This is a genomic window from Rothia kristinae NBRC 15354 (genome assembly GCF_001570865.1).
GTDB classification, from domain to species: Bacteria; Actinomycetota; Actinomycetes; order Actinomycetales; family Micrococcaceae; genus Rothia; species Rothia kristinae.
Map to the genome: position 1 here is coordinate 34,806 of NZ_BCSM01000012.1, position 20,324 is coordinate 55,129.

The following is a 20,324-nucleotide window of genomic DNA, read 5'->3' on the forward strand; positions in this document are numbered from 1 at the left end:
CCCGCGCCGCGCGGCGCCGGCCTCGGGCTCCGACCGTCGATGACCGGGCATCGGGGATAATCGCAGCCATGCTCGTGCACTTCCGCGTCACCGCCCCCGCCGACCTCGCCCGAGACATCCTCCGAAGGTGGCTGGAGGATCCCCGCCTGGTCGATGTCGTGCACCTGCCCGGGGTGGTGCGCCCCTCGGGAGATCTGCTGGAGGCCGACGTCGCGCGCGAGGCGGCCAGCGACATCCTGGAGCAGCTGGACCGGGCGGGCGTGCGCGAGCGCGGCGGCGTCGTGATCAGCCAGCCGCTGGGCACCCCATCCGCCGCCGCCGAGCAGGCCGAGCGGGCCGCCCGCGGGGATCCCGATGACGCCGTGATCTGGTCCCTGGTCGAAGCCGAGGCGCAGGCCGCGAGTCGGGCCACCCCCAGCTACCTGGTGTTCCTGCTCATCGCGGTCGCCCTGGCGGGGATCGCCGTGCTCACCGACTCCGCGGTGCTCGTGGTGGGGGCGATGGTCGTGGGCCCGGACTTCTCGGTCGTGGCCGCGACGTGCACCGGGGTGGCGCTGGGCCGGTGGCGGCTGGCCGGGCGGGCCTTGTGGCTGCTGATCTGGAGCTTCGCCCTGGTCACGGCGGTGGTGGCGGCGGCGGCCTTCGCCGCCCTGCACGCGGGGGCCTTCACCCCCGAGGAGGTCACGCGGGCCCGACCCCAGACGGGCTTCATCTGGCGCCCGGACATCTGGTCCTTCGTCGTGGCCCTGCTGGCCGGGGCCGCCGGGGTGTGGGCCCAGACCACGGACAAGACCAGCGCGATGGTGGGGGTCTTCATCTCGGTGACCACGGTGCCCGCCGCGGGCAACCTCGCCCTGGGGGTGGCCATCGGCTCGGCGGCGGAGATCGCCGGTACGGCCTCCCAGCTGGGGCTGAATGTGCTGGGCCTGCTGGTGGCCGGCGTCGCGACGCTGCTGCTGCAGCGGATCGCCTGGCGCCACCTGGACGCCGACCGGCGGGCGCGCCTGGGCCGGCTGCTGCGTCCGGCCCCCGCGCACGCGCACCCCTGGCAGCAGCGCTGAGCCCGGCCCCGGGGCATCGGCCGCTCAGCCGCGGGCCGGGACGGCCCGCTCCAGCAGGAGGCGGGCCGTGGCCTCGTCGATGACCAGGTCCGTGATGGCTCCGGCCCGCAGCGCCCCCAGCAGGGCGGGGACCCGGTGCGCCCCCGAGGCCACGCACAGCCGCCGCGGGATCCGGGCCAGCTGCTCCGGGGTCGGGCCGGTGGCCCGGCGGTTCAGCTCGACGTCGGCCCAGGTGCCGTTCTCGCGCAGCAGCACCGTGCAGACGTCGCCGACCACCCGGTCCCGGGCGATCGCGGCGTAATCGCGCTCCTCCAGGTACCCGGAGCTGTACACGTGCGAGGGCACCGCCCCGTGGAGCGCACCCACGCCGAAGACCGCCACCTGCGCGCTGCGCTGAACCTCCAGGACGCCGCGGATGCTGCGTTCTCGCCACATGGCCTGTTTGGTCTCGGGATAGTCGAAGAACGCCGGCACGGGGAAGTGGACCACCCGGGAGCCGTAGGCCTCCGCCACCGCGTCCAGGATGGCCCCGGTGTAGGGGATGCCAGTGCGACTGGCGTTGCCCGCTCCGTTGAGCTGGACCACGACGGAGTCGGGCACGTGCCGGCGGGACAGGTGCCGGACGAACTCCGTGATGGTCGAGCCCCAGGCCAGGCCCAGCACGGTGCCGGGCTCCAGCAGCCCGTCCAGGCGCTCGGCGGCGACCCGGCAGACCTGCTCCAGGCGCACCAGCTCGGAGACCCCCGCCGCGACCGGCACGACGTCGGCGGTGACCCCGAAGCCGCGCTGGATCTGATCGGCCAGGGCCGTGCGGCCCGTCGAGCGCGGGGCGATCTCGATGCGCACCAGGCCCGTGGCCCGGGCGTGCTTGAGCAGGCGGGAGACCGTGGCCCGGGAGATGCCCAGGTCGTGGGCGATGGAATCCATGGTGCGCTCCTGGCGGTAGTAGCTCGAGGCCACCTCCCACGCGAGATCATCACGTTCTTTCACCGAGCACCCCCCGCACCTGCACATTCTTCCACCGGTGCTGACCATCCTTTCATGACGGAGTAGAACTGGTGACCAGTGACACGAACCACGTCCACGACGAAGGAGCACCCGTGAAGACCCCCGCAACCCACCTGACCGCCGAGACCCGCGCCCAGGCGCTGGCGGCGATGTCCGACGAGGAGGGCGTGGACGTCCTCGTGATCGGCGGCGGCGTGACCGGCGCCGGCATCGCCCTGGACGCCGCGACCCGCGGCCTGCGCACCGCCGTCGTGGACGCCGGAGACTGGGCCTCCGGCACCTCCGCCTGGTCCTCCAAGCTCGTGCACGGCGGGCTGCGCTACCTGCTGAACCTGGACTTCAAGCTCGTCGCCGAGGCGCTGAAGGAGCGCGGACTGCTGCTGACGTCGCTGGCCCCGCACCTGGTCAAGGCCCAGCCCTTCCTGTGGCCCCTGAAGATGCCGGTCATCGAGCGCTCCTACTCGGCGATCGGCATCGGCATGTACGATGCGATGGCCATCGCCGGAGCCCGCGGGAAGAAGACCGTGCCCACCCAGAAGCACTACTCCAAGAAGGGCGCGCTGCGGCTGTTCCCGGACATCAAGTCCTCCGAGCTGACCGGGGCCATCCGCTTCTACGATGCCCGGGTGGACGACGCCCGCCTGGTCATCGACCTGATCCGCACCGCCGCCGGATACGGCGCCCTGGCCGCCTCCCGCGCACAGGTCACCCGCATCGCCAAGTCCCCCACCGGGCGGGTCGAAGGTGCCGTGGTCACGGACCTGGAGACCGGCCGGGAGCTGTCCGTGCGCGCCAAGCACGTCATCAGCGCCACCGGCGTGTGGACCGAGGAGACGGAGAAGCTGGCCGCGCCGGATTCCGGCCTGCAGGTGCTGGCCTCCAAGGGCGTGCACATCGTGGTGCCTCGCGAGCGCATCAACGCCGAGGTCGGGATCTTCCTGCGCACCGAGAAGTCCGTGCTGTTCATCATCCCCTGGCAGCGGTACTGGGTCATCGGCACCACCGACACCCCCTACGACCAGGACGTCGCCCACCCCGTGGCCACCTCCCAGGACATCGACTACATCCTGGAGCACGCCAACGCGATCCTGGACAAGCCGCTGACCCGCGAGGACATCGTCTCCACCTACGCCGGGCTGCGCCCGCTGCTGCAGCCGGGAACCAAGGGCGATGACACCCAATCCACCAAGGTCTCCCGGGAGCACACCGTCACCGAGGTGGCACCGGGCATGTCCGCGATCGCCGGCGGCAAGCTGACCACCTACCGCGTCATGGCCCGCGACGCCGTGGACTTCGCCCTCGGTTCGGCGGCGAAGGTCCGACCCTCCATCACGGAGCACACCCCGCTGGTCGGGGCCCACGGCTACGAGGCGGCTCGGGCCCGCGCCGGGCGGATCTCCGAGGAGCAGGGCTGGACCGCCGCCCGGGTGGACTCCCTGCTGGACCGCTACGGCGCCGAGATCGACGACGTGCTGGACCTGATCCACGAGGACTCCTCCTGGGGCCGCCCGCTGGAGCACGCCCCGATGTTCCTGCGCGCCGAGGCGCTGCTGGCCGTGCGCCACGAGGGCGCCCTGCACCTGGAGGACGTCCTGATGCGCCGGGTGCGCCTGGACATCGAGCAACGCGACCGCGGTCTGGCCGCCGCCGACGAGATCCTGGAGATCATGGCGGCCGAGCTGGGCTGGGATGAGCAGCGGATCGCGAAGGAGAAGGACTCCTACGCGACCCGCGTGCGCGACATCGACCGCGCCGAGGAGCTGGATGATGACGCCGGGGCCTCCGAGATCATCACCGCGGACCCGGAGATCGTCCCCCGCAGGACCTTCGGCTCCGGGAAGTAGTCTCCCCTCCCCCGACTTCACCTGAAGACGCCGAGCCGAAACCCCGCCCGCTGCGCCCGGGCCCCGAGCGCAGCGGGCGGGGGCGCGGCCGGATCCTTTCGAGACAAGGCACGATGACGTGCCGGAAAGCAGCGCCATGTTCGCTTCCGTCCTGTCCGCGGTCTCCGCGGGCCCTCTCCTGACCGCCGGCGGGCTGGTCACCGACGCCGGGGTGCCGACCGGCTGGGGCATGTTCGCCTCCGAATTCCTCGGCACGCTGATCCTGATCGTCCTGGGCTGCGGCGTCGTCGCCGGGCAGGTGCTGCCGCGCACCAAGAACCACGGCGGCGGCTGGCTCATGGTGGCCTTCGGCTGGGGCCTGGCCGTGTACGCCGGCGTCTACGCCGCGTACCTGACCGGCGGGCACCTGAACCCGGCGGTGACCATCGGCCTGGCCCTGCGCGACGGGCAGCTGACCGACGGGGTGCCGGCCACCGCGGCCAACATGCTCTACTACATCGCCGGGCAGATGGTCGGGGCGATCATCGGCGCGATCATCGTGTACCTGACCCACAAGAAGCACTTCGATGAGGAGGCTCCGGCCGCGGACAAGCTCGGGGTGTTCTCCACCGGACCCGAGATCCGCTCCTACGGCTGGAACCTGCTCACCGAGATCGTGGCGACCTTCGTGCTGGTGGCCTTCGTCATCGTCGCCGGGAAGACCCCCACCGAGGTCGGTCCGCTGGCCGTGGCCCTGGTGGTCGTGGCGATCGGGGTGTCCCTGGGTGGGCCCACCGGCTACGCGATCAACCCGGCCCGGGATCTGGGCCCGCGCATCGCCCACGCGATCCTGCCCATCAAGGGCAAGGGCACCTCGGACTGGGCCTACTCCTGGATCCCCGTGGTGGGCCCGATCGTCGGCGGCGTGCTGGCAGCGCTGATCGTGCCCCTGTTCGTCAGTCTGTGACCGACTCCCTCCCCTGAAGCAACCGCCGCGACCGTCCCCACGGCGGCCGCGACCCCCCCACCCCGCGGTGACCGGAGGGCCCCCTCCGCCGCCGCCGATCTGGAAAGGCACCGACGCCATGACCGAGAAGAAGAACGAGCACCTGTACTCCGAGACCAACGACGAGGAGAAGCGCTACGTCCTGGCCATCGACCAGGGCACCACCAGCTCCCGGGCGATCCTGTTCGACCGGAAGGGAGAGATCGTCTCCGTCGGACAGCTGGAGCACGAGCAGATCTTCCCGAAGGCCGGGTGGGTCGAGCACGACCCGCAGGAGATCTGGCGCAACATCCGCCGCGCCGTCGGCGACTGCCTGTCCGAGGCCGAGGTCAACCACCACGACATCGCCGCCGTGGGCATCACCAACCAGCGCGAGACGACCGTGGTGTGGGATAAGAACACCGGGGAGCCGGTGTACAACGCGATCGTCTGGCAGGACACCCGCACCCAGCGGATCTGCGAGGAGCTGGCCGGTCAGGACGGGCCGGGCAAGTACCGGGACCGCGTCGGGCTGGACTTCGCGACCTACTTCGCCGGACCCAAGATCAAGTGGATCCTGGACAACGTCGACGGCGCGCGCGAGAAGGCCGAGAACGGGGACCTGCTGTTCGGCACCACCGACACCTGGGTGCTGTGGAACCTCACCGGCGGCACCGACGGCGGCGTGCACGTCACGGATGTGACCAACGCCTCCAGGACCATGCTCATGAACTTCCGCACCCTGGAGTGGGAGGAGGACATCGCCGAGGACTTCGGGATCCCGATGTCGATGCTGCCGGAGATCCGCTCCTCCGCCGAGGTCTACGGGCGCGGACGCAAGGCCCGCGGCCTGCTGCGCGGGGTGCCGATCGCCGGGATCCTCGGGGATCAGCAGGCCGCGACCTTCGGGCAGGCCTGCTTCGAGAAGGGCATGTCCAAGAACACCTACGGCACCGGCAACTTCATGCTGATGAACACCGGCGAGGAGCCGGTGATCTCCGAGAACGGCCTGCTGACCACTCTGGCGTACAAGATCGGGGATCAGAAGCCGGTCTACGCTCTGGAGGGCTCGATCGCCGTGTCCGGTTCCCTGATCCAGTGGCTGCGGGACAACCTGGAGCTGATCGGCAGCGCCGCGGAGACCGAGGAGCTGGCCACCTCCGTGGAGGATTCCGGTGGGACCTACTTCGTCCCGGCCTTCTCCGGGCTGTTCGCCCCGCACTGGCGCTCCGACGCCCGCGGCGTGCTGGTGGGGATGACCCGCTACGTCAAGAAGGCCCACATCGCCCGCGCCGCCCTGGAGGCCACGGCCTTCCAGACCCGCGAGGTGCTGGACGCGATGAACGCGGACTCCGGCGTGGAGCTGACCGAGCTGCGCGTGGACGGCGGGATGACCGCCAACGAGTTCCTCATGCAGTTCCAGGCGGACCTGCTGCGCGTTCCGGTGATCCGCCCGAAGGTCACCGAGACCACGGCCCTGGGTGCCGCGTACGCGGCCGGGATCGCCGTCGGCTTCTGGGAGGGCGAGCAGGACGTCACGGACAACTGGCAGGAGGATAAGCGCTGGGAGCCGGAGATGTCCGAGGAGGAGGTCGAGCGCCAGTACCGGCTGTGGAAGAAGGCCGTGCAGCGCACCCTGGACTGGGTGGACGAGGACGTCGAGCAGCACTGACCTCACCCCGCGCGCCCCGCGCCCGCGGGGCGAGGAGGTGAGGTGAGGGGCCGGGCGCACCGCGAGGTGCCCCGGCCCCTCGCGCATGCCCGGGCCGGGGCCGGATCCTGTGGATCGGCCCGCCCGCGATCCCGCGGGATCCACCGACGGCCGGGGCGGGTGCGGTCTCCCGGGGGTGTGCGGCGCCTGCGGAACTCGCGCCGGTGATAGCGTCCCGGGGCAGGAGGCCGCCACCCCGGCGGCAGCACAGGAGGCGACGATGCGGCCCACCACCGATAGGCAGAACGGGAGCGCGCGGGAGGAGACCGTGCGGGAGGATGCTCCACGGCAGGCAGACGTGCCGGAGGCGACGCCGCCGCGCACCCCGTGGGCCTCGGCGAGCTCCATGATGCGCTCGTACTACGACCGCGAATGGGGCCTGCCCGTCACGGATGAGCGCGGGCTCTACGAGCGGCTGTGTCTGGAGGGCTTCCAGGCCGGGCTGTCCTGGGCCACGGTGCTCTCCCGGCGCGAGGCCTTCCGCCAGGCCTTCGACGGCTTCGACCCGGAGGCGGTGGCCGCCTTCGACGAGGACCGGATCCAGGCCCTGATGCAGGACGCCGCGATCATCCGCTCCCGGCCCAAGATCACCGCCGCCGTGACCAACGCCCGCGCCGTGCTGCAGCTGCGGGAGCGGGTCCGGCAGGCCGAGGAGCGTCCGGGGCCCGGGACCGGGCTGGACGCCACCGGGACGGTGCCGCTGACCGGCTTCGCGCTGCCCCGGTGGGCGGGCGAGCCCCTGAAGATCCCGTCCGGCCTGCCCGCGCTGATCTGGTCCTTCTGCCCGCAGACCACCCCGCACCCGGAGTCACCGGAGCAGGTGCCCACCAGCTCTCCGGTCTCGGCGGCCCTGGCGAAGACGCTCAAGCGCAACGGCTTCCGGTTCATCGGGCCCACCAGCGCCTACGCGCTGATGGAGGCGATCGGGATGGTGGACACCCACTGGGTCGGCAGCCACCGGCGAGGGGTCTCCGGGATCTTCTCCCCGGAGGGAACCAGGCCGTCGAGCTGAGCGGAGCGGCGCAGCTGCCCGCCTCGGCGGATCGGGTCAGGGACCCGGGTCAGTCGGCGTCACTGTCCAGCTCGCGGGTGACCCGCCGCAGGATCTTGGTGGCCTCCCACAGGGTCTCGCGCTCCTCGGGACTCAGCTGCGCCATGGCCGGGCTCACCCGGTCGGAGGCCAATCGGCGGAACTCCTGCAGCTCCGCGCGGCCCCGCGGGGTGATCAGCACGAGCCGGGCCCGGCCGTCGTCGGGATCATCCATCCGGTCCACCAGCCCCTGGGACTGCAGGCGCTGGATGACTCCGGTCATGGTCGGCTGGGTGATGTGCTCGGCGTGGGCCAGATCCCCGATGCGCATGGGGCCCTTGGCCTGCAGGTTGGACAGGGTCCGCAACACGACGGCGGAGCGCTCGCGTCCGCGGTGTCGGGAGGCGGCCCGCACGAACCTGCTGGCCCGCACGATCAGCTCCCCGGCCCGGTACTGATCCCGGTCCATGCCCGCCGGCGTGTCATCCCAGCTCTTCTCGCCGTCCTGCACGTCGCTCCAGCTCCCCGTCCTCGTCGTTGCGGCCTCGATCCACCCTATCCCGGGCGGCGGCCCGGGCCAGCCTCCGTGACGCGGGCGCACCCGTGTCAGATGCGCACGACCATCTTCCCGGTGTTGGCCCCGCGCATCATGGACAGGAAGGCCTCCACGGCGTGGTCCAGGCCGTCCACCACCGTCTCATCCCAGACGATCTTCCCTTCGGCCAGCCAGCCGCTCATGCGCCGGTTGAACTCCTCGGCACAGTCCAGGTAGTCGCCCACGGTGAACCCGTGCAGGGTCAGGGAGTTCTTGATGAGGTTCACCATGTTGTCCGGGCCGGGCTGACGCTCGGTCTCGTTGTACTGGCTGATCGCCCCGCAGGCGGCGACCCGGCCGCCGCGGTTGAGCACGTCCAGGGCGGCCTCCAGGTGGTCTCCGCCGACGTTGTCGAAGTAGACGCCGATGCCGTCGGGGGCGTGTTCGGGCAGCTGCTCGCGCACGGGGGCCTGCTTGTAGTCGAAGGCGGCGTCGAAGCCGTACTTCTCGGTGAGCAGCCGGACCTTCTCGGGCGAGCCCGCGGAGCCGATGACCCGCTCGGCGCCGAGCTGGCGGGCGATCTGTCCGACCATCGAACCCACTGCACCGGCGGCCCCGGAGACGAACACGGTGTCCCCCTCCCGGAAGGAGGCGGCGCGGGTGAGACCGGTGTAGGCGGTCAGCCCGGTCATGCCCAGCACGGACAGGTACGCGGAGCTCGGAAGGCCCCCCGGCTCGGGCACGGCGCGGAAGTCCGCGGCATCGCCCTGGGCCAGGTCGCGCCAGCCCTGCTGGTGGCTGACCAGGGTGCCCTCCGACAGGTCGGGGCTGCGCGAGGCGATCACGCGCCCGACGGCCCCGCCGTCCATCGTCTCCCCCAGGGCGAAGGGCTCCACGTAGCTCTTCTCATCCACCATGCGCCCGCGCATGTACGGGTCCACGGAGATGAACTCATTGCGCACGCGCACCTGGCCCTCGGCCAGGTCCGGCAGCTCGACGCTGACGGTGCGGAAGTCGGTCTCCTCGGGCCATCCGGTGGGCCGGTGCACGAGCTGGATCTGGGTGCTGATGCTCTGGTTCTGACTCATCCCCCCATCGTCCTCCCGCCCGCGGAAGCTCGCCCCGGCGTTTCGCGCAGAGACGAGACCTGGAAGCGGCGTCGTCCCAGGTCAACGGCGAACAGGGCGGCCCTCAGGCCAGCAGCGCCCCCGCACCGAGGCACAGCAGGGCCAGCAGCGGCAGGGTCCCCTGCTTCATGGCCGCGCCGCGCTGGCCGGGTGAGGAGCAGAACAGCACCAGGGCCGCCCCGAGCATGCTGCCCAGTCCCGCGATGCCCAGGGTCAGGCCCACGGTGTCCGCCCCGGCGAACCAGCAGATCGCCCCGAGCGCTGCCAGCACGGCCAGGAAGAGGTTGTAGAAGCCCTGGTTGAAGGCGAGCTCGCGGGTGGCCGCGGCCTCCTCGGGGCTCGTGCCGAAGACCCCGCGCGCCCGGGGGCTCTCCCAGCGCAGGGATTCCAGGACGAAGATCACCACATGCAGGGCGGCGGCGAGCAGGGCGAGGATCTGGGCGAGGACGGTCACGGGGCTCCTGAGGTTCGAGGGCGGACGCGGGCGGACCTCTCCGGGCGGCGGATGCGCGCCCGAGCGGCCCGGGAGGATAAAATCGACGGCATGTCGACTACGCACCATGGTTCCACGATCATCGGCCTCGGGCACTACCAGCCCGAGCGCGTGATGACCAACTTCGATATCGCCGAGCTGGTGGAGACCGACGACGAGTGGATCCAGACCCGCACGGGCATCCGCGAGCGGCACATCGCCGCCGAGGATGAGACCGTCCTGGACATGGCCGAGCGCGCCGGGCGCATGGCCCTGGAGGAGTCCGGCCTCACGGACGTGGACCTGGTGGTGGTGGCCAGCACGACCACCACCGAGCACAGCCCCAACACCGCCGGGCGGATCAGCCAGCGCCTGGGCTTCACGGCCCCGGCGATCATGGACGTGAACACCGCCTGCTCGGGCTTCGAGTACGCCGTGGGCGTGGCCGATCAGGCGATCCGGGCCGGCTCGGCCTCCACCGCCCTGGTGATCGGGGCGGATAAGCTCTCCGCGGTCACGGACTGGACGGACCGGCGCACCTGCATCCTGGTGGCCGACGGCGCGGGCGCCGTCGTGCTCACCGCCGCCGAGACCCCGGGCATCACCCCGACCATCTGGGGCTCCGTCCCGCAGATGGCCGACGCCGTGACCATCGACGGGGACCCGACCACCTTCAGCCAGGACGGGCGCCAGGTGATGCGCTGGGCCTTCACCGAGGCCGCCAAGCAGGCCCAGCGGGTGCTGGAGGCCGCCGAACTGAGCATGGACGACATCGACGTGCTGGCCTTCCACCAGGCCAACCTGCGACTGATCGAGCCGCTGGCCAAGGCCCTGGGCGCCCGCGAGGACCAGGTGGTGCTGCAGGACATCGTCGAGTCCGGGAACACCTCGGCCGGCTCCGTGCCGCTGGCGCTGTCCAAGTACTGGCACCGCGGTGAGCTGCCGCGCAGCGGCAGGGCCCTGCTGCTGGGCTTCGGCGGCGGCTTCACCTACGCCGGGCAGGTCGTGACCCTGCCGGCCTGACCCCGCCTTCGGGCCCAGCGCCGCCGGCCCCGTTTCGGGAGCCTTCCGGTGTTTCGGGAGCACGCGCAGTGCTCCCGAAACACCGGAAGGCTCCCGTTCATCCGTCTCGGCTCACGTGCGGCCGGCCAGCTCGGCGTCGAGATCCGCGACGACCTCCGCGAGGTGCTCGCGCATCTGCCGCGGGTCCAGCGCCCCGGGATAGATGATCTCCTGGGCGGCCAGCCCGTCCAGGCACCAGTGCAGCCGCCGCGCCAGGCGCTGCGTCCGCTCGGCCCGGCCTCGCTCCCCCGCCGGGCCGCCATCCGTCCCGGTCGGCACCTCCGGCTGCCGTCCGTCCCGCTCCCGCGCCGCGGCCAGCAGTCCGACGCAGCGGGCGGCGAAGGCGCGCAGGCGGCGGTTCTGCTCCTGGCGGTACCCGCGCCAGTAGGCGTCCTCCCGATCCAGTGAGGCCAGCTCGGCGTAGGCGATCAGCTCCCGACGGCGCCGCTCATCCAGGGGCAGCAGCTCCTCGCACAGGCGGCAGACCCGGGCGGGGGCGTCCTCCTCGGCGCCCTCGAAGCCGATGGCCCCGATCCGCTGGGCCAGCTGCTCGGTCAGGTGCTCCCCCGCGAAGCGCAGCAGGCCCTGGTGATCCGGGAAGTAGTGGCGCATCGCCCCGGCCGAGCACGCGGCCCGCTGGGCGACGGCGCGCACGGAGGCCGCGGCGAGGCCCTGCTCGGCCATCAGGTCGATGGCCGCCTGGGCCAGTTCCTCGCGGCGGACGCGGTGATCCACGATCTTGGGCATATCCGCATCCTAAGAGGCGCGGACCTCTGCTATCTTTTCAACACAGTCGTATTTTTTACCGCCGCGAGCTCCGGCCCCGGGGAAAGGAGGGCGAAGATGCTCACGCTGCTGCTGCCCCTGGCCGGCCTGGCCCTGCTGGACTCCACGAGCGTCGGCACCCTGGTGATCCCGGGGCTGCTGCTGGCCCGGTCCACCCCGCCCTACCGGGCGCTGCCCTGGTACGCCGGGACGCTGTTCCTCTTCTACCTCCTCATCGGCCTTCTCGGGCTGGGCGGGCTGGACCTGATCGGCGCGGCCTCCGAGCTGCGCACCACGGACCTGGGGCTGTGGGTCCAGCTGATCGTCGGGGCCGCACTGGTGCTGTGGGGCGTGCTCACCAAGGACCCGGACCCGGAGAAGAGCCTGACCCGCTGGCGGTCCCGGTTGGACCGGCCGCTGACCCGCCGGGGTGCCGCCAGGCTGGGGCTGACCGCGGGCGTCATCGAGCTGGCCGGGATGCTGCCGTACCTGGCTGCCCTGGGGATGCTGACCGCCGCGCAGCTGCCCGCCGCAGCGAAGATGAGCCTGCTGGCGGGTTACTGCCTGGTGATGTTCCTGCCGGCCCTGCTGCTGACGGGGCTGCGCCTGAGCCTGGGCCGGGGCTTCACCGCCCGGCTGCAGCGCTTCACCGAGTGGATGATGCGCCAGGCGGAGCACACCCTGCTGTGGGTGGCCGCGATCGTCGGGGTGCTGCTGATCCGCGAGCCCATCGCCGAGCTGTTCCTGAGGTGACGCCCCGCCCCGTCCCGCCAGGCCCGTGTGTCTACCATCGAGGCATGACACGCACACGCCAGGACCTCATCGACGCGCTGCACCGCCTGGACGGCTCCGGCTACGGCGGCTACAAGCGCATCACCGGCCGCTATGACCTGGGCGAGGCGGAGCTGATCATCGACCACGTCCAGTCCGATCCCTACGCCCCGCCGTCCTCCCTGCGCCTGGCCGTGCGCCTCGCCGACTCCGCGGTGCCCGGCGAGCTGACCCGCACCCGCGCCCAGCGCACCGCCGTCGCGGATTTCCTGGCCCGGGACCTGCACACCCGCCTGCACCGAGCCAGCCGGGACCTGCGCCTGTCCGCACCGGGGCAGGAGGTCCTGGAGCGCAGCAGCGTCGTGCTGCTGGGAGACTCCGACGGGCCTGCTGAGACCATCGAGGTGCGCTTCAACGCCGCCCTGCCCGCCGCGGGCCGCCGGATCAAGGGCCGCGCGGCGGCCCGACTGCTCACCGGGGATCTGCCGGAGGCCGTGCGCGCCTCGGCGCTGTTCGGCGGCCTGGACGAGGCCGCCCTGCGCGAGCACGTCACGCTGCACCTGGACCAGCTGGCCCTGCGCGAGGGCCTGCGGGACCGGGGCCTGGTGGCCTTCCTCGGGGACGGGGCCGTGCTGCCGCGCTCCTCCGGGGTCTCGGATGAGCCCCTGCCCGACGCCGTCGCCTTCCGCAGCCCCGACTCCCTGCGGGTGGGCTTCGAGCTGCCCAGCGGGCGCACCGTCACCGGGATGGGGGTGCCCCGCGGGATCACGGTGATCGTCGGGGGCGGCTACCACGGCAAGTCCACCCTGCTGCGCGCGATCGAACGCGGCGTGTGCCCGCACGTCGGCGGGGACGGGCGGGAGTGGGTGCTCACCGATCCCGACGCCGTGAGCGTGCGCGCCGAGGACGGGCGGGCCGTGACCGGCACGGACATCTCCGCGTTCATCACGAACCTGCCCTCCGGGACGGACACCACCGCCTTCTCCACGGCGAACGCCTCCGGGTCCACCTCCCAGGCCGCCAACCTCGCCGAAGCCCTCGAGGCCGGGGCGAACGCTCTGCTGATCGACGAGGACACCTCGGCCACCAACTTCATGATCCGGGATGCGGCGATGCGCGAGCTCATCCCGGCCGGATCCGAGCCGATCACCCCGTTCGTGCAGCGCATCCGCGCCCTGTATGAGCAGCGCGGGATCTCCACGGTGCTGGTGGCCGGAGGCTCCGGGGCGTTCTTCCCCGTGGCCGATCACGTGATCGCGATGGAGGCCTACGAGCCGCGGGAGGTCACCGACCGGGCCCGGGAGATCGCCGCGCGCTTCCCCGACGAGGGTCCCGCCCCTGACGAGGGGCGGGGCGAGGTCTTCGCCCGGCCGGTGCCGGCCCGCGTGCCGGACCCGGCGAGCCTGAACCCGCAGGATAAGCGCAAGCCGGCCCGGGCCCGCGGGGAGCACACGATCCAGTTCGGGCGCCAGGACATCGACCTGGCCTTCCTCGCGCAGCTGGCCGGCACCCCGCAGACCGCGGCGATCGCCCTGTCCCTGGAGATGATGGCCCGGTGGGCCGACGGGCGGACCTCCCTGCCGCAGCTGGCCGACCGGGTGGTGGAGCTGCTGGAGCAGGAGGGCCTGGACGGGCTGAGCGGGGCCCGGCGGGACCCGCGCGGGGACCTGGCGATGCCGCGGCGCCAGGAGATCCTCGCCGCCGCTTCCCGCTACCGGGGGCTGCGCCTGCGCTGACCAGCTCCCCCCGGACGGGTGGGCGCGGGGCCGACGCGCACCAGCATCCCGCGCAGCCGGTACCCGGCGATCAGCGGGTCCTCCGCGCGCCGCGGCTCCCTGACGATCCGGACGCCGCGGGCCAGCAGCTCGTCGATCAGCAGCCGCGTCTCCAGCAGGGCCAGGGGCTCGCCCGGGCAGCGGTGCGTACCGTGCCCGAAGCTCAGCCCGGCCGCCCGGGACCCCGGCAGGCCCCGGTCCGGGCGGATCCGATCCGGACGCTCCCCCACGGCCTCCGGGTCCCGGTTGGCCGCCCGCACGTCCAGGTCCAGGAACGCCCCGACCGGCAGCTGCGCCTGCCCGCCCGCGCCGGAGATGGGCTCGCGCACCCGCCGGTACAGGTGGCCCACCACCGGCTCCACCCGCAGGATCTCGCGCAGCAGCAGATCCCGACCGTCCGCGTCCGCGGCGCGGTAGGCCTCGGCCAGGGCGGGATCCTCGAGCAGCCGCCACGTCGCCATCGTGATGAACTCACGGGTGGTGACCATCCCGGCCGTGGCCCAGGTCATCGCCTCGGCGAGGATCTCCACCCGGCCCGCCCCGTGGGCCAGCAGGGTCCCGATCGGGTCCCGGCGCACCACGCGCCGATGGGCGCGGATCGCGGGGGCGACGTCGCCGTGCCAGAAACCGAGGACGGCCCGCAGCCCGCGCACGGCCGCCTGGATCCACTGGCGGCGGGTGCGGCCGTAGTCACGTCGGGCGTAATCCACCGGCGGCTGGGTGAAGAACCTCTCCAGGCGGCGCGCGGTGGCCGGGATGCGGTCCTCCGGCAGCCCGACGACCCGAGCGGCCACCGCCACCGAGTAGCGCAGGGCCGCCTCGTCCAGACACCGCGGGGCGCCGTCCGCACTCAGCTGGCGGGCGGTGCGCCGGGCCATCGCCCGGATGAACCGCTCGTGGGCTCCCCGCAGGGCCGGCGGGGCGAAGAACCGGCCGAGCTCCCGGCGCCGCTCGTCCCGGCCGGGATCGTCCGCGATCAGCAGGGGACGACGGCGGAACAGCCCCTCGGGGATCTTCTCCGCGGTGAACCCGGCCTGGGTGCTCGCCCCGCGCAGCCCGAGCACCTGGCGGGCCCGGACCATCGACCGGATCCGGGTGATCGGGCAGGCGCCCAGCTCCGCGCTCACCTCCGAACCCGGCTCTGACTTCACGTCCGCACTCGCCCCCGTGCTCTCGGCCCGCCCGCTCACCCGGGCTCTCCCGGGGTCGGGGCCGTCTCCCCGTCCGGGGCGGTCTCGCCGTCCGGGGCCGGCTCCGGCAGGGGCCCCGGGCCGCCGCGCCCGCGCACGGCCTTGAGCACCAGCTCGGCACTGATCAGGCACATCGGCACCCCCACGCCGGGCACGGTGGTCGAGCCCGCGTAGTACAGGCCGGCCACCCGGCGGGAGACGGTGCGTCCGCGGAAGAACGCGGACTGCCCGAGCGTGTGGGCGGGTCCCAGGGCGCTGCCGCGGAAGGCGTGGTAGTCGGCCTCGAAATCTCCGGGACCGATGGTGCGGCGCAGCACGATCCGCTCGGCCAGATCGGGGATCCCCGCCCACTCGGAGATCTGCTCGATGACCCGGTCCGCGGCTTGCTCCACGAGGGCATCGCCCGACCCCTCCTCACCTCCGCGCCCGATTCCGGGATCGGGCGGGACGGGCACGAGCACGAAGAGGTTCTCGTGCCCGGGCGGGGCGACGTCGTCGGTGGCCGAGGACCGGCACACGTAGATCGACGCCGGGTCCGGAACGTGCGCCCGCGGCCCGAAGATCGCGGCGAAGTTCTCCCGCCAGTCCTCGGTGAAGAACAGGGTGTGGTGGGCCAGCTGCGGCAGCTGCCCGCGCACCCCCAGCAGCACGAGCACCGCCCCGGGCCCGGAGACCTGTCGGGACCACCGTCGGCTGCCGTAGGTGCGGTCTTCAGGGGCCAGCAGCTCGGTCTCGGTGTGGTGCTCATCCGCGGCGGAGACGATGATCGGGGCCCGCAGGGTGTGCTCCCGACCGGCCTGGAGGTACGTCACGGACTCGGCGCGCCCGGCGCGGGAGGTGATCGCGGTGACCTCGCAGCCGGTGCGGATCTCCGCCCCCTCGCGCTCGGCCAGCCAGGTCAGCGCCCGCACGACGCCGGTGAATCCGCCGCGCGGCCAGCGCACGCCGTCGCGCAGGTCCAGGTGGCTCATCAGGTGGTACAGGGCTGGGGCGCGGAAGGGCGAGGCGCCCAGGAACACGGCCGGATAGCCGAGGATCTGGCGCAGCACAGGATGGCGGAAGCGGGCGGCGGCGTAGGACCACAGCGAGCGCCCCAGCAGCGGCAGCACCGCCGGCAGGGCCGCCAGCACCCGCGGGTGGGTCAGGTCCCGCACGGTGGAGAACCGGTTGTACAGGAAGGCGGCCAGGGCGGCCCGGTAGGCGCGGGTGGCCGAGCGCAGGTAGCGGCGCAGCCGCGGCCCCGATCCGGGTTCCAGCCGCTCGAACAGCCGCTCGGCCGGCCCGTCCCCGGTGATCACGTCCACCGGGTCCGCGGGCCCGTCGTCCCGCGGAGCCGGGTAGACGCGGTAGGCCGGGTCCAGCCGGGTCAGCTCCAGCTCCCGGCGCGTGCTGGTGCCCAGCATCGCGAAAAAGTGGTCGAAGGTCTCCGGCATGAGGTACCAGGAGGGGCCGGTGTCGAAGACCCAGCCTTCCGGCGCCCAGGTGCCGGCCCGGCCGCCGACCCGCTCGTTGCGCTCGAGCACGGTGACCGGGTGCCCGTCCCGGGCCAGCAGGCAGGCGGTGGCCAGCCCGGCGATGCCCCCGCCGATCACGATCACCGGCTCCTCGGCGGGGCGGCGCGTCTGCGGGCGAGGTCGGTTCCGGCGTCGGCCGGGGCGGGGGATCATGCGCGGCTCCTTCGGGTCGCGGCGCGCAGCAGCAGGGCGGCCTTGCGGGGTGCGGGCACGCGGATGCGGTCCCGGCGCAGCCGCTGCGGGTCGGTCCGGGCCAGCCGGTCGGTCAGCTCCCCGAACAGGTCCCGGGCCGCCTGCACCGCGGGGCGGGCGCCGGGATCCAGCAGCGGGATCGCGGCGTCGGCCTCGGCGAGGTCGCACCGGATCGAGGCGACGACGGCGTCCCGGGCGGGCCCGTCCAGGCCCGCGGCCGCCTCGGGCAGGTAGACTCGGTGCAGCTGGCCGGTGTCCGCGGCCCAGTCCCGCAGGAAGTTCACCCGCTGGAAGGCCCTCCCCAAGGACCGGGCCCCCGCGGTGAGGATGCGCTCCTGCTGCGCGGTGCGGGTCCGGCCCGCCTCGAAGATCCGCAGGCACATCAGTCCGATGACCTCCGCGGAGCCGTAGACGTAGTCCCGGGCCTGCTCCGGGCTGAACTCGCGTCGGTGCAGGTCGGTGCGCATCGAGGCGAAGAAGGGCCGGGTCAGCTCGACGCCGATCCCGTGCTCCCGGGCGGTGCGGGCGAAGGCGTGCACGATGAGGTCCCCGCTGAAGCCGATCTGCAGGGCGCGTTCGGTGCGGGCCTCCAGGGCATCCAGCTCGCTGCGGCGCTGGGCCGCATCGAACCCGGCCTGCTCGGCGGGGCCATCGACGATCTCATCGGCGACCCGCACCAGGGCGTAGACGTCGGCGATGCGCGGGCGGATCCGCCGGGAGAGCAGGCGGCTGGCCAACCCGAAGGAGGTGGAGTAGCGGCGGATCACGGTGCCGGCTCCGGCCGAGGCCGCGGCGTCGTACAGGTCCAGTCCGGTCGGTCTCATCCGCGCCTCTCCTCGGATTTCCGGCCGCGTCTCGCCCCGGGCAGGGCACCCAGGGCCCGGCGGGCCCACCCCGGCCAGGAGGCGCGGGCGGTGCGCGGCGGGGACAGCAGGTCGTGTCCGCGCACGCCCCACCCTTCCAGCAGGGCGTTGGCCGCCTGCCAGCCGGTGGTCGCGGCCCGCTCCATCAGCGCCACCGGCAGGTCCGTGCGCAGGCAGTCACCGGCCAGCATCAGCCGGGGATCCGGGGTGGCCACGGTGGGTCGGCGCTCCCACGGCTCGGTGCCGATCAGCGGGCAGTCCCGTTCGATCAGCAGCTCCTCGTGACGGATCCCGGCCGCGGCGGTCTCCGGCCAGACCCGGGCCAGCTCCGCGCGCAGCCGCGTGCGCAGCCGCTCGGGGTCGCTCGCTTCCGACAGGGCGTAGGCGTGCAGCTCGATGACGCTGCCGCCGTGCTCGGCGCGCCACCGGGCCGCCCCGGCCTCGAAGCGCTCCAGGACGCTGACGTTGTCCAGCGGGCCGTACCCGGCGGTGCCCAGGAACGCCGGGCGGTCGCGGTGCACCGGGCGGTCCAGCCACAGGCGCCACACCGCGAACGGCGGGGCGGTGCGCAGCTGCCCGACCCGCGAGCGCCAGTCCGCATCCTCCACCCCCTCGGCCGTCTCGACGAGCCGGCGGATGCCCTCCGGGCCGGCGGCGAGCACCGCGGCGTCGTACTCCTCAGGCGCCGCGTCGTCGAAGCGGGCCCGGATCGCGGGCCCGCGCAGGTCCAGGGCCTGCACCCGATCCGTCGCGAAGCGCACGCCCAGGCCCTCCAGGTGTCCGCGCAGGGGCCGCCACAGGGCGGTGTCGAAGTCCTCGGCGGCGGTGTCGAACAGCAGGCCCTCGGCCGAGCCGAGGAAGTAGGTGTGGAACATCGCCACCAGCTCACCGGCGGAGAAGTCCCGGGGGTCGGCGAAGAAGCTGCGGGCGAAGACCTCCAGGGCCAGGTGCCGGGCCCGCGGCGGGAAGCCCAGCTCATCCAGGAACCGCTGGGCGCTGACCCCGTCCCAGCGGCGGAAGGTGTCCGGGAAGTCCACGTCCAGCAGGGACAGGGCCGCGTCCAGGTCCACCCGCGGCAGGTCTGTGAGCCGGAAGCTGGGGCTGGTCAGGACGAATCCGATGAAGCTGAACGGCGGGGTGCGGGGGATGCGCCGGAAGGAGTCGGCGAGCCCGGTGGAGGAGACCAGCGGGTAGTCCGGGATCGGCACCAGCCCGGGGGCCTCCGGGGGCAGGCGCCGCAGCAGCGCCCGGAGGTTGTAGTACTGCCGGAAGAAGGCGTGGAAGCCCCGGCCCATCGTGGCCGGCCCCTGCGGGGTCGTGATGGGCCAGGAGCGCACCCGTCCGCCCAGCTGCGGGTGCTTCTCCACCAGGTGCACCTCGACGCCGCGCTCGGCCAGTCCGGTGGCCGCGGCCAGTCCGGCGATGCCGCCGCCGATGACGAGCACCCGGCGGTGCGCATCCGGCCGCTCGGCTCCCTCCGGCCCGGGGATCAGCTCGGCGCGGCGGTCCCGGATGCCCGGGGCTGGGCGATGGGGTGTCATCGGATCTCCCGATCGTCGGGGGTGCGGCGGGCCGGGGCGTCGTCGGCTCCGCCCCACCGGTTCCACAGGATGATGGCGAGGGTGACCATGGCCCAGCCGAAGCCGAAGTCCTCGAGGGGGATGTCCCAGGGGAAGCGGATCCCGGAGAACTCCCGCGGGTGGTAGATCACCAGAGGGGCGGAGAGCTTGGTCAGCCAGCCGTCCACCAGCACCTGGAAGCCCAGGATGATGGCCAGGGAGATCCAGTAGCGCGGCTGCCGGAAGATCCCGGTGCGCAGCCACAGGATCTCCGCGAGCAGGACCGCGGCCATGCCCAGCAGGGTCCACAGCGTGTACTCAGGCATGCGGCCCCTCCCCCGCCCCGAGGGCCCGCGGATCCCGGGGACCCCGCACGAGTGCTCCCGTCCCGCGGCGCAGGCGGCGCAGCCAGCCCAGGCAGGTGCCCACGGCGCCGTAGGTCAGCAGGGCGCACAGAGGGATCGCCACGAAGAACAGGATCTCCTCCAGGGGCACCCCGCCCGGGATCGAGATCCCCAGGAAGTACTGGGCGTCGTAGGTCCAGTGGCCGCGATGGTAGGCGATGACGTCCCACGCGCCGAAGAGGACCAGCACGACGCCGATCACCCGCAGCGTCAGCAGCGGGCGGCGGTAGACCCGGGCGCGGAAGACGAACTCCAGCGGCAGGGTCAGCAGCAGGCAGGCGCCGAGCAGGAGCAGGTACTGGCCGTGCTGCATCGGGACCTCCTCGCCGCGAGTGGAAGGGCGGTGCCGCCCCGTCGGACGGGGCATCGCGCCTGGTGATGATCCTATCAGCCCCCTCCGCCCCGGCGTCGCCCCCCCTGGCCCGGGCCGGTACCCGGCAGGCTCCGGTACAGTGATCCGCATCGCATCCGATCCCG

The 20,324-nt window shown here is 73.1% G+C and carries 19 protein-coding genes; 8 read left to right on the forward strand and 11 right to left on the reverse strand.

Annotation, left to right across the window (positions count from 1 at the left end; all coding sequences use genetic code 11):
* The first annotated feature begins 68 nt into the window (after positions 1–68).
* A complete protein-coding gene (locus KKR01S_RS08055) occupies positions 69–1,061 on the forward strand; it encodes a DUF389 domain-containing protein (protein ID WP_081101650.1) in 993 nt (330 codons plus the stop codon).
* A 24-nt stretch (positions 1,062–1,085) separates the two neighbouring features.
* Here KKR01S_RS08055 and KKR01S_RS08060 read toward each other — a convergent pair whose 3' ends face one another.
* The gene (locus KKR01S_RS08060; RefSeq protein WP_244884129.1) at positions 1,086–2,021 is read right to left on the reverse strand and encodes a sugar-binding transcriptional regulator; all 936 of its coding nucleotides are present in this window, start codon (positions 2,019–2,021) and stop codon (positions 1,086–1,088) included.
* Between the two features lie 197 nt (positions 2,022–2,218).
* On the opposite strand from KKR01S_RS08060, the gene KKR01S_RS08065 reads away from it, so the two are divergent.
* The 4 genes from KKR01S_RS08065 to KKR01S_RS08080 all read left to right on the forward strand — a co-directional run bounded on the left by KKR01S_RS08065 (position 2,219) and on the right by KKR01S_RS08080 (position 7,600).
* Positions 2,219–3,913, forward strand: a complete 1,695-nt coding sequence (locus KKR01S_RS08065) for a glycerol-3-phosphate dehydrogenase/oxidase (protein ID WP_081101656.1) — start codon at positions 2,219–2,221, stop codon at positions 3,911–3,913.
* 136 nt (positions 3,914–4,049) lie between these two features.
* A complete protein-coding gene (locus KKR01S_RS08070; protein WP_207543981.1) occupies positions 4,050–4,859 on the forward strand; it encodes an MIP/aquaporin family protein in 810 nt (269 codons plus the stop codon).
* A 118-nt stretch (positions 4,860–4,977) separates the two neighbouring features.
* Positions 4,978–6,549 carry a glycerol kinase GlpK gene (glpK, locus tag KKR01S_RS08075; protein WP_058753909.1) on the forward strand — a complete coding sequence of 524 codons (1,572 nt, stop codon included), beginning with the start codon at positions 4,978–4,980 and terminating at the stop codon, positions 6,547–6,549.
* Between the two features lie 259 nt (positions 6,550–6,808).
* A complete protein-coding gene (locus tag KKR01S_RS08080; RefSeq protein WP_081046191.1) occupies positions 6,809–7,600 on the forward strand; it encodes a DNA-3-methyladenine glycosylase I in 792 nt (263 codons plus the stop codon).
* Between the two features lie 49 nt (positions 7,601–7,649).
* Here KKR01S_RS08080 and KKR01S_RS08085 read toward each other — a convergent pair whose 3' ends face one another.
* The 3 genes from KKR01S_RS08085 to KKR01S_RS08095 form a co-directional block, all read right to left on the reverse strand.
* A complete protein-coding gene (locus KKR01S_RS08085) occupies positions 7,650–8,087 on the reverse strand; it encodes a MarR family winged helix-turn-helix transcriptional regulator (RefSeq protein WP_064725517.1) in 438 nt (145 codons plus the stop codon).
* 137 nt (positions 8,088–8,224) lie between these two features.
* Complete coding sequence (locus KKR01S_RS08090; protein WP_061225737.1) at positions 8,225–9,241, reverse strand: NADP-dependent oxidoreductase; 1,017 nt, start codon at positions 9,239–9,241, stop codon at positions 8,225–8,227.
* A 103-nt stretch (positions 9,242–9,344) separates the two neighbouring features.
* Complete coding sequence (locus tag KKR01S_RS08095) at positions 9,345–9,734, reverse strand: DUF1304 domain-containing protein (RefSeq protein WP_058731732.1); 390 nt, start codon at positions 9,732–9,734, stop codon at positions 9,345–9,347.
* 90 nt (positions 9,735–9,824) lie between these two features.
* Between KKR01S_RS08095 and KKR01S_RS08100 the strand changes: the two genes are divergently transcribed.
* The gene (locus KKR01S_RS08100) at positions 9,825–10,775 is read left to right on the forward strand and encodes a beta-ketoacyl-ACP synthase III (protein ID WP_058731733.1); all 951 of its coding nucleotides are present in this window, start codon (positions 9,825–9,827) and stop codon (positions 10,773–10,775) included.
* 111 nt (positions 10,776–10,886) lie between these two features.
* Here the strand turns inward: KKR01S_RS08100 and KKR01S_RS08105 are convergent, their stop codons facing one another.
* Positions 10,887–11,561, reverse strand: coding sequence for a TetR/AcrR family transcriptional regulator (locus KKR01S_RS08105; protein WP_058731734.1), 675 nt, complete (start codon positions 11,559–11,561; stop codon positions 10,887–10,889).
* A gap of 96 nt (positions 11,562–11,657) precedes the next feature.
* On the opposite strand from KKR01S_RS08105, the gene KKR01S_RS08110 reads away from it, so the two are divergent.
* Complete coding sequence (locus KKR01S_RS08110) at positions 11,658–12,332, forward strand: GAP family protein (RefSeq protein ID WP_061225738.1); 675 nt, start codon at positions 11,658–11,660, stop codon at positions 12,330–12,332.
* 44 nt (positions 12,333–12,376) lie between these two features.
* The gene (locus KKR01S_RS08115) at positions 12,377–14,086 is read left to right on the forward strand and encodes an ABC-ATPase domain-containing protein (RefSeq protein WP_058731736.1); all 1,710 of its coding nucleotides are present in this window, start codon (positions 12,377–12,379) and stop codon (positions 14,084–14,086) included.
* Here the strand turns inward: KKR01S_RS08115 and KKR01S_RS08120 are convergent.
* From KKR01S_RS08120 to KKR01S_RS08145, 6 genes are read right to left on the reverse strand one after another with little or no spacing between them, the layout of a single operon-like run.
* On the reverse strand, positions 14,062–15,276 hold the full coding sequence (locus tag KKR01S_RS08120; protein WP_064725518.1) for a cytochrome P450: 1,215 nt from the start codon (positions 15,274–15,276) through the stop codon (positions 14,062–14,064). The two genes, KKR01S_RS08115 and KKR01S_RS08120, sit on opposite strands and share 25 nt — an antisense overlap.
* 35 nt (positions 15,277–15,311) lie before the next feature.
* Complete coding sequence (gene crtI, locus KKR01S_RS08125) at positions 15,312–16,982, reverse strand: phytoene desaturase family protein (protein ID WP_081101651.1); 1,671 nt, start codon at positions 16,980–16,982, stop codon at positions 15,312–15,314.
* Positions 16,979–17,845 (reverse strand): phytoene/squalene synthase family protein, encoded by an 867-nt coding sequence (locus tag KKR01S_RS08130; protein WP_058731737.1) that lies wholly within the window; start codon positions 17,843–17,845, stop codon positions 16,979–16,981. The genes crtI and KKR01S_RS08130 overlap by 4 nt, the downstream gene beginning before the upstream one ends.
* Positions 17,842–19,425 (reverse strand): FAD-dependent oxidoreductase, encoded by a 1,584-nt coding sequence (locus tag KKR01S_RS08135; protein WP_058743480.1) that lies wholly within the window; start codon positions 19,423–19,425, stop codon positions 17,842–17,844. Before KKR01S_RS08135 ends, KKR01S_RS08130 begins: the two co-directional genes overlap by 4 nt.
* A complete protein-coding gene (locus tag KKR01S_RS08140; protein ID WP_058743481.1) occupies positions 19,422–19,769 on the reverse strand; it encodes a lycopene cyclase domain-containing protein in 348 nt (115 codons plus the stop codon). Before KKR01S_RS08140 ends, KKR01S_RS08135 begins: the two co-directional genes overlap by 4 nt.
* Positions 19,762–20,160: a lycopene cyclase domain-containing protein gene (locus KKR01S_RS08145; RefSeq protein WP_058743482.1), complete on the reverse strand. Its 399-nt coding sequence runs from the start codon at positions 20,158–20,160 to the stop codon at positions 19,762–19,764. Before KKR01S_RS08145 ends, KKR01S_RS08140 begins: the two co-directional genes overlap by 8 nt.
* Positions 20,161–20,324: the final 164 nt, after the last annotated feature.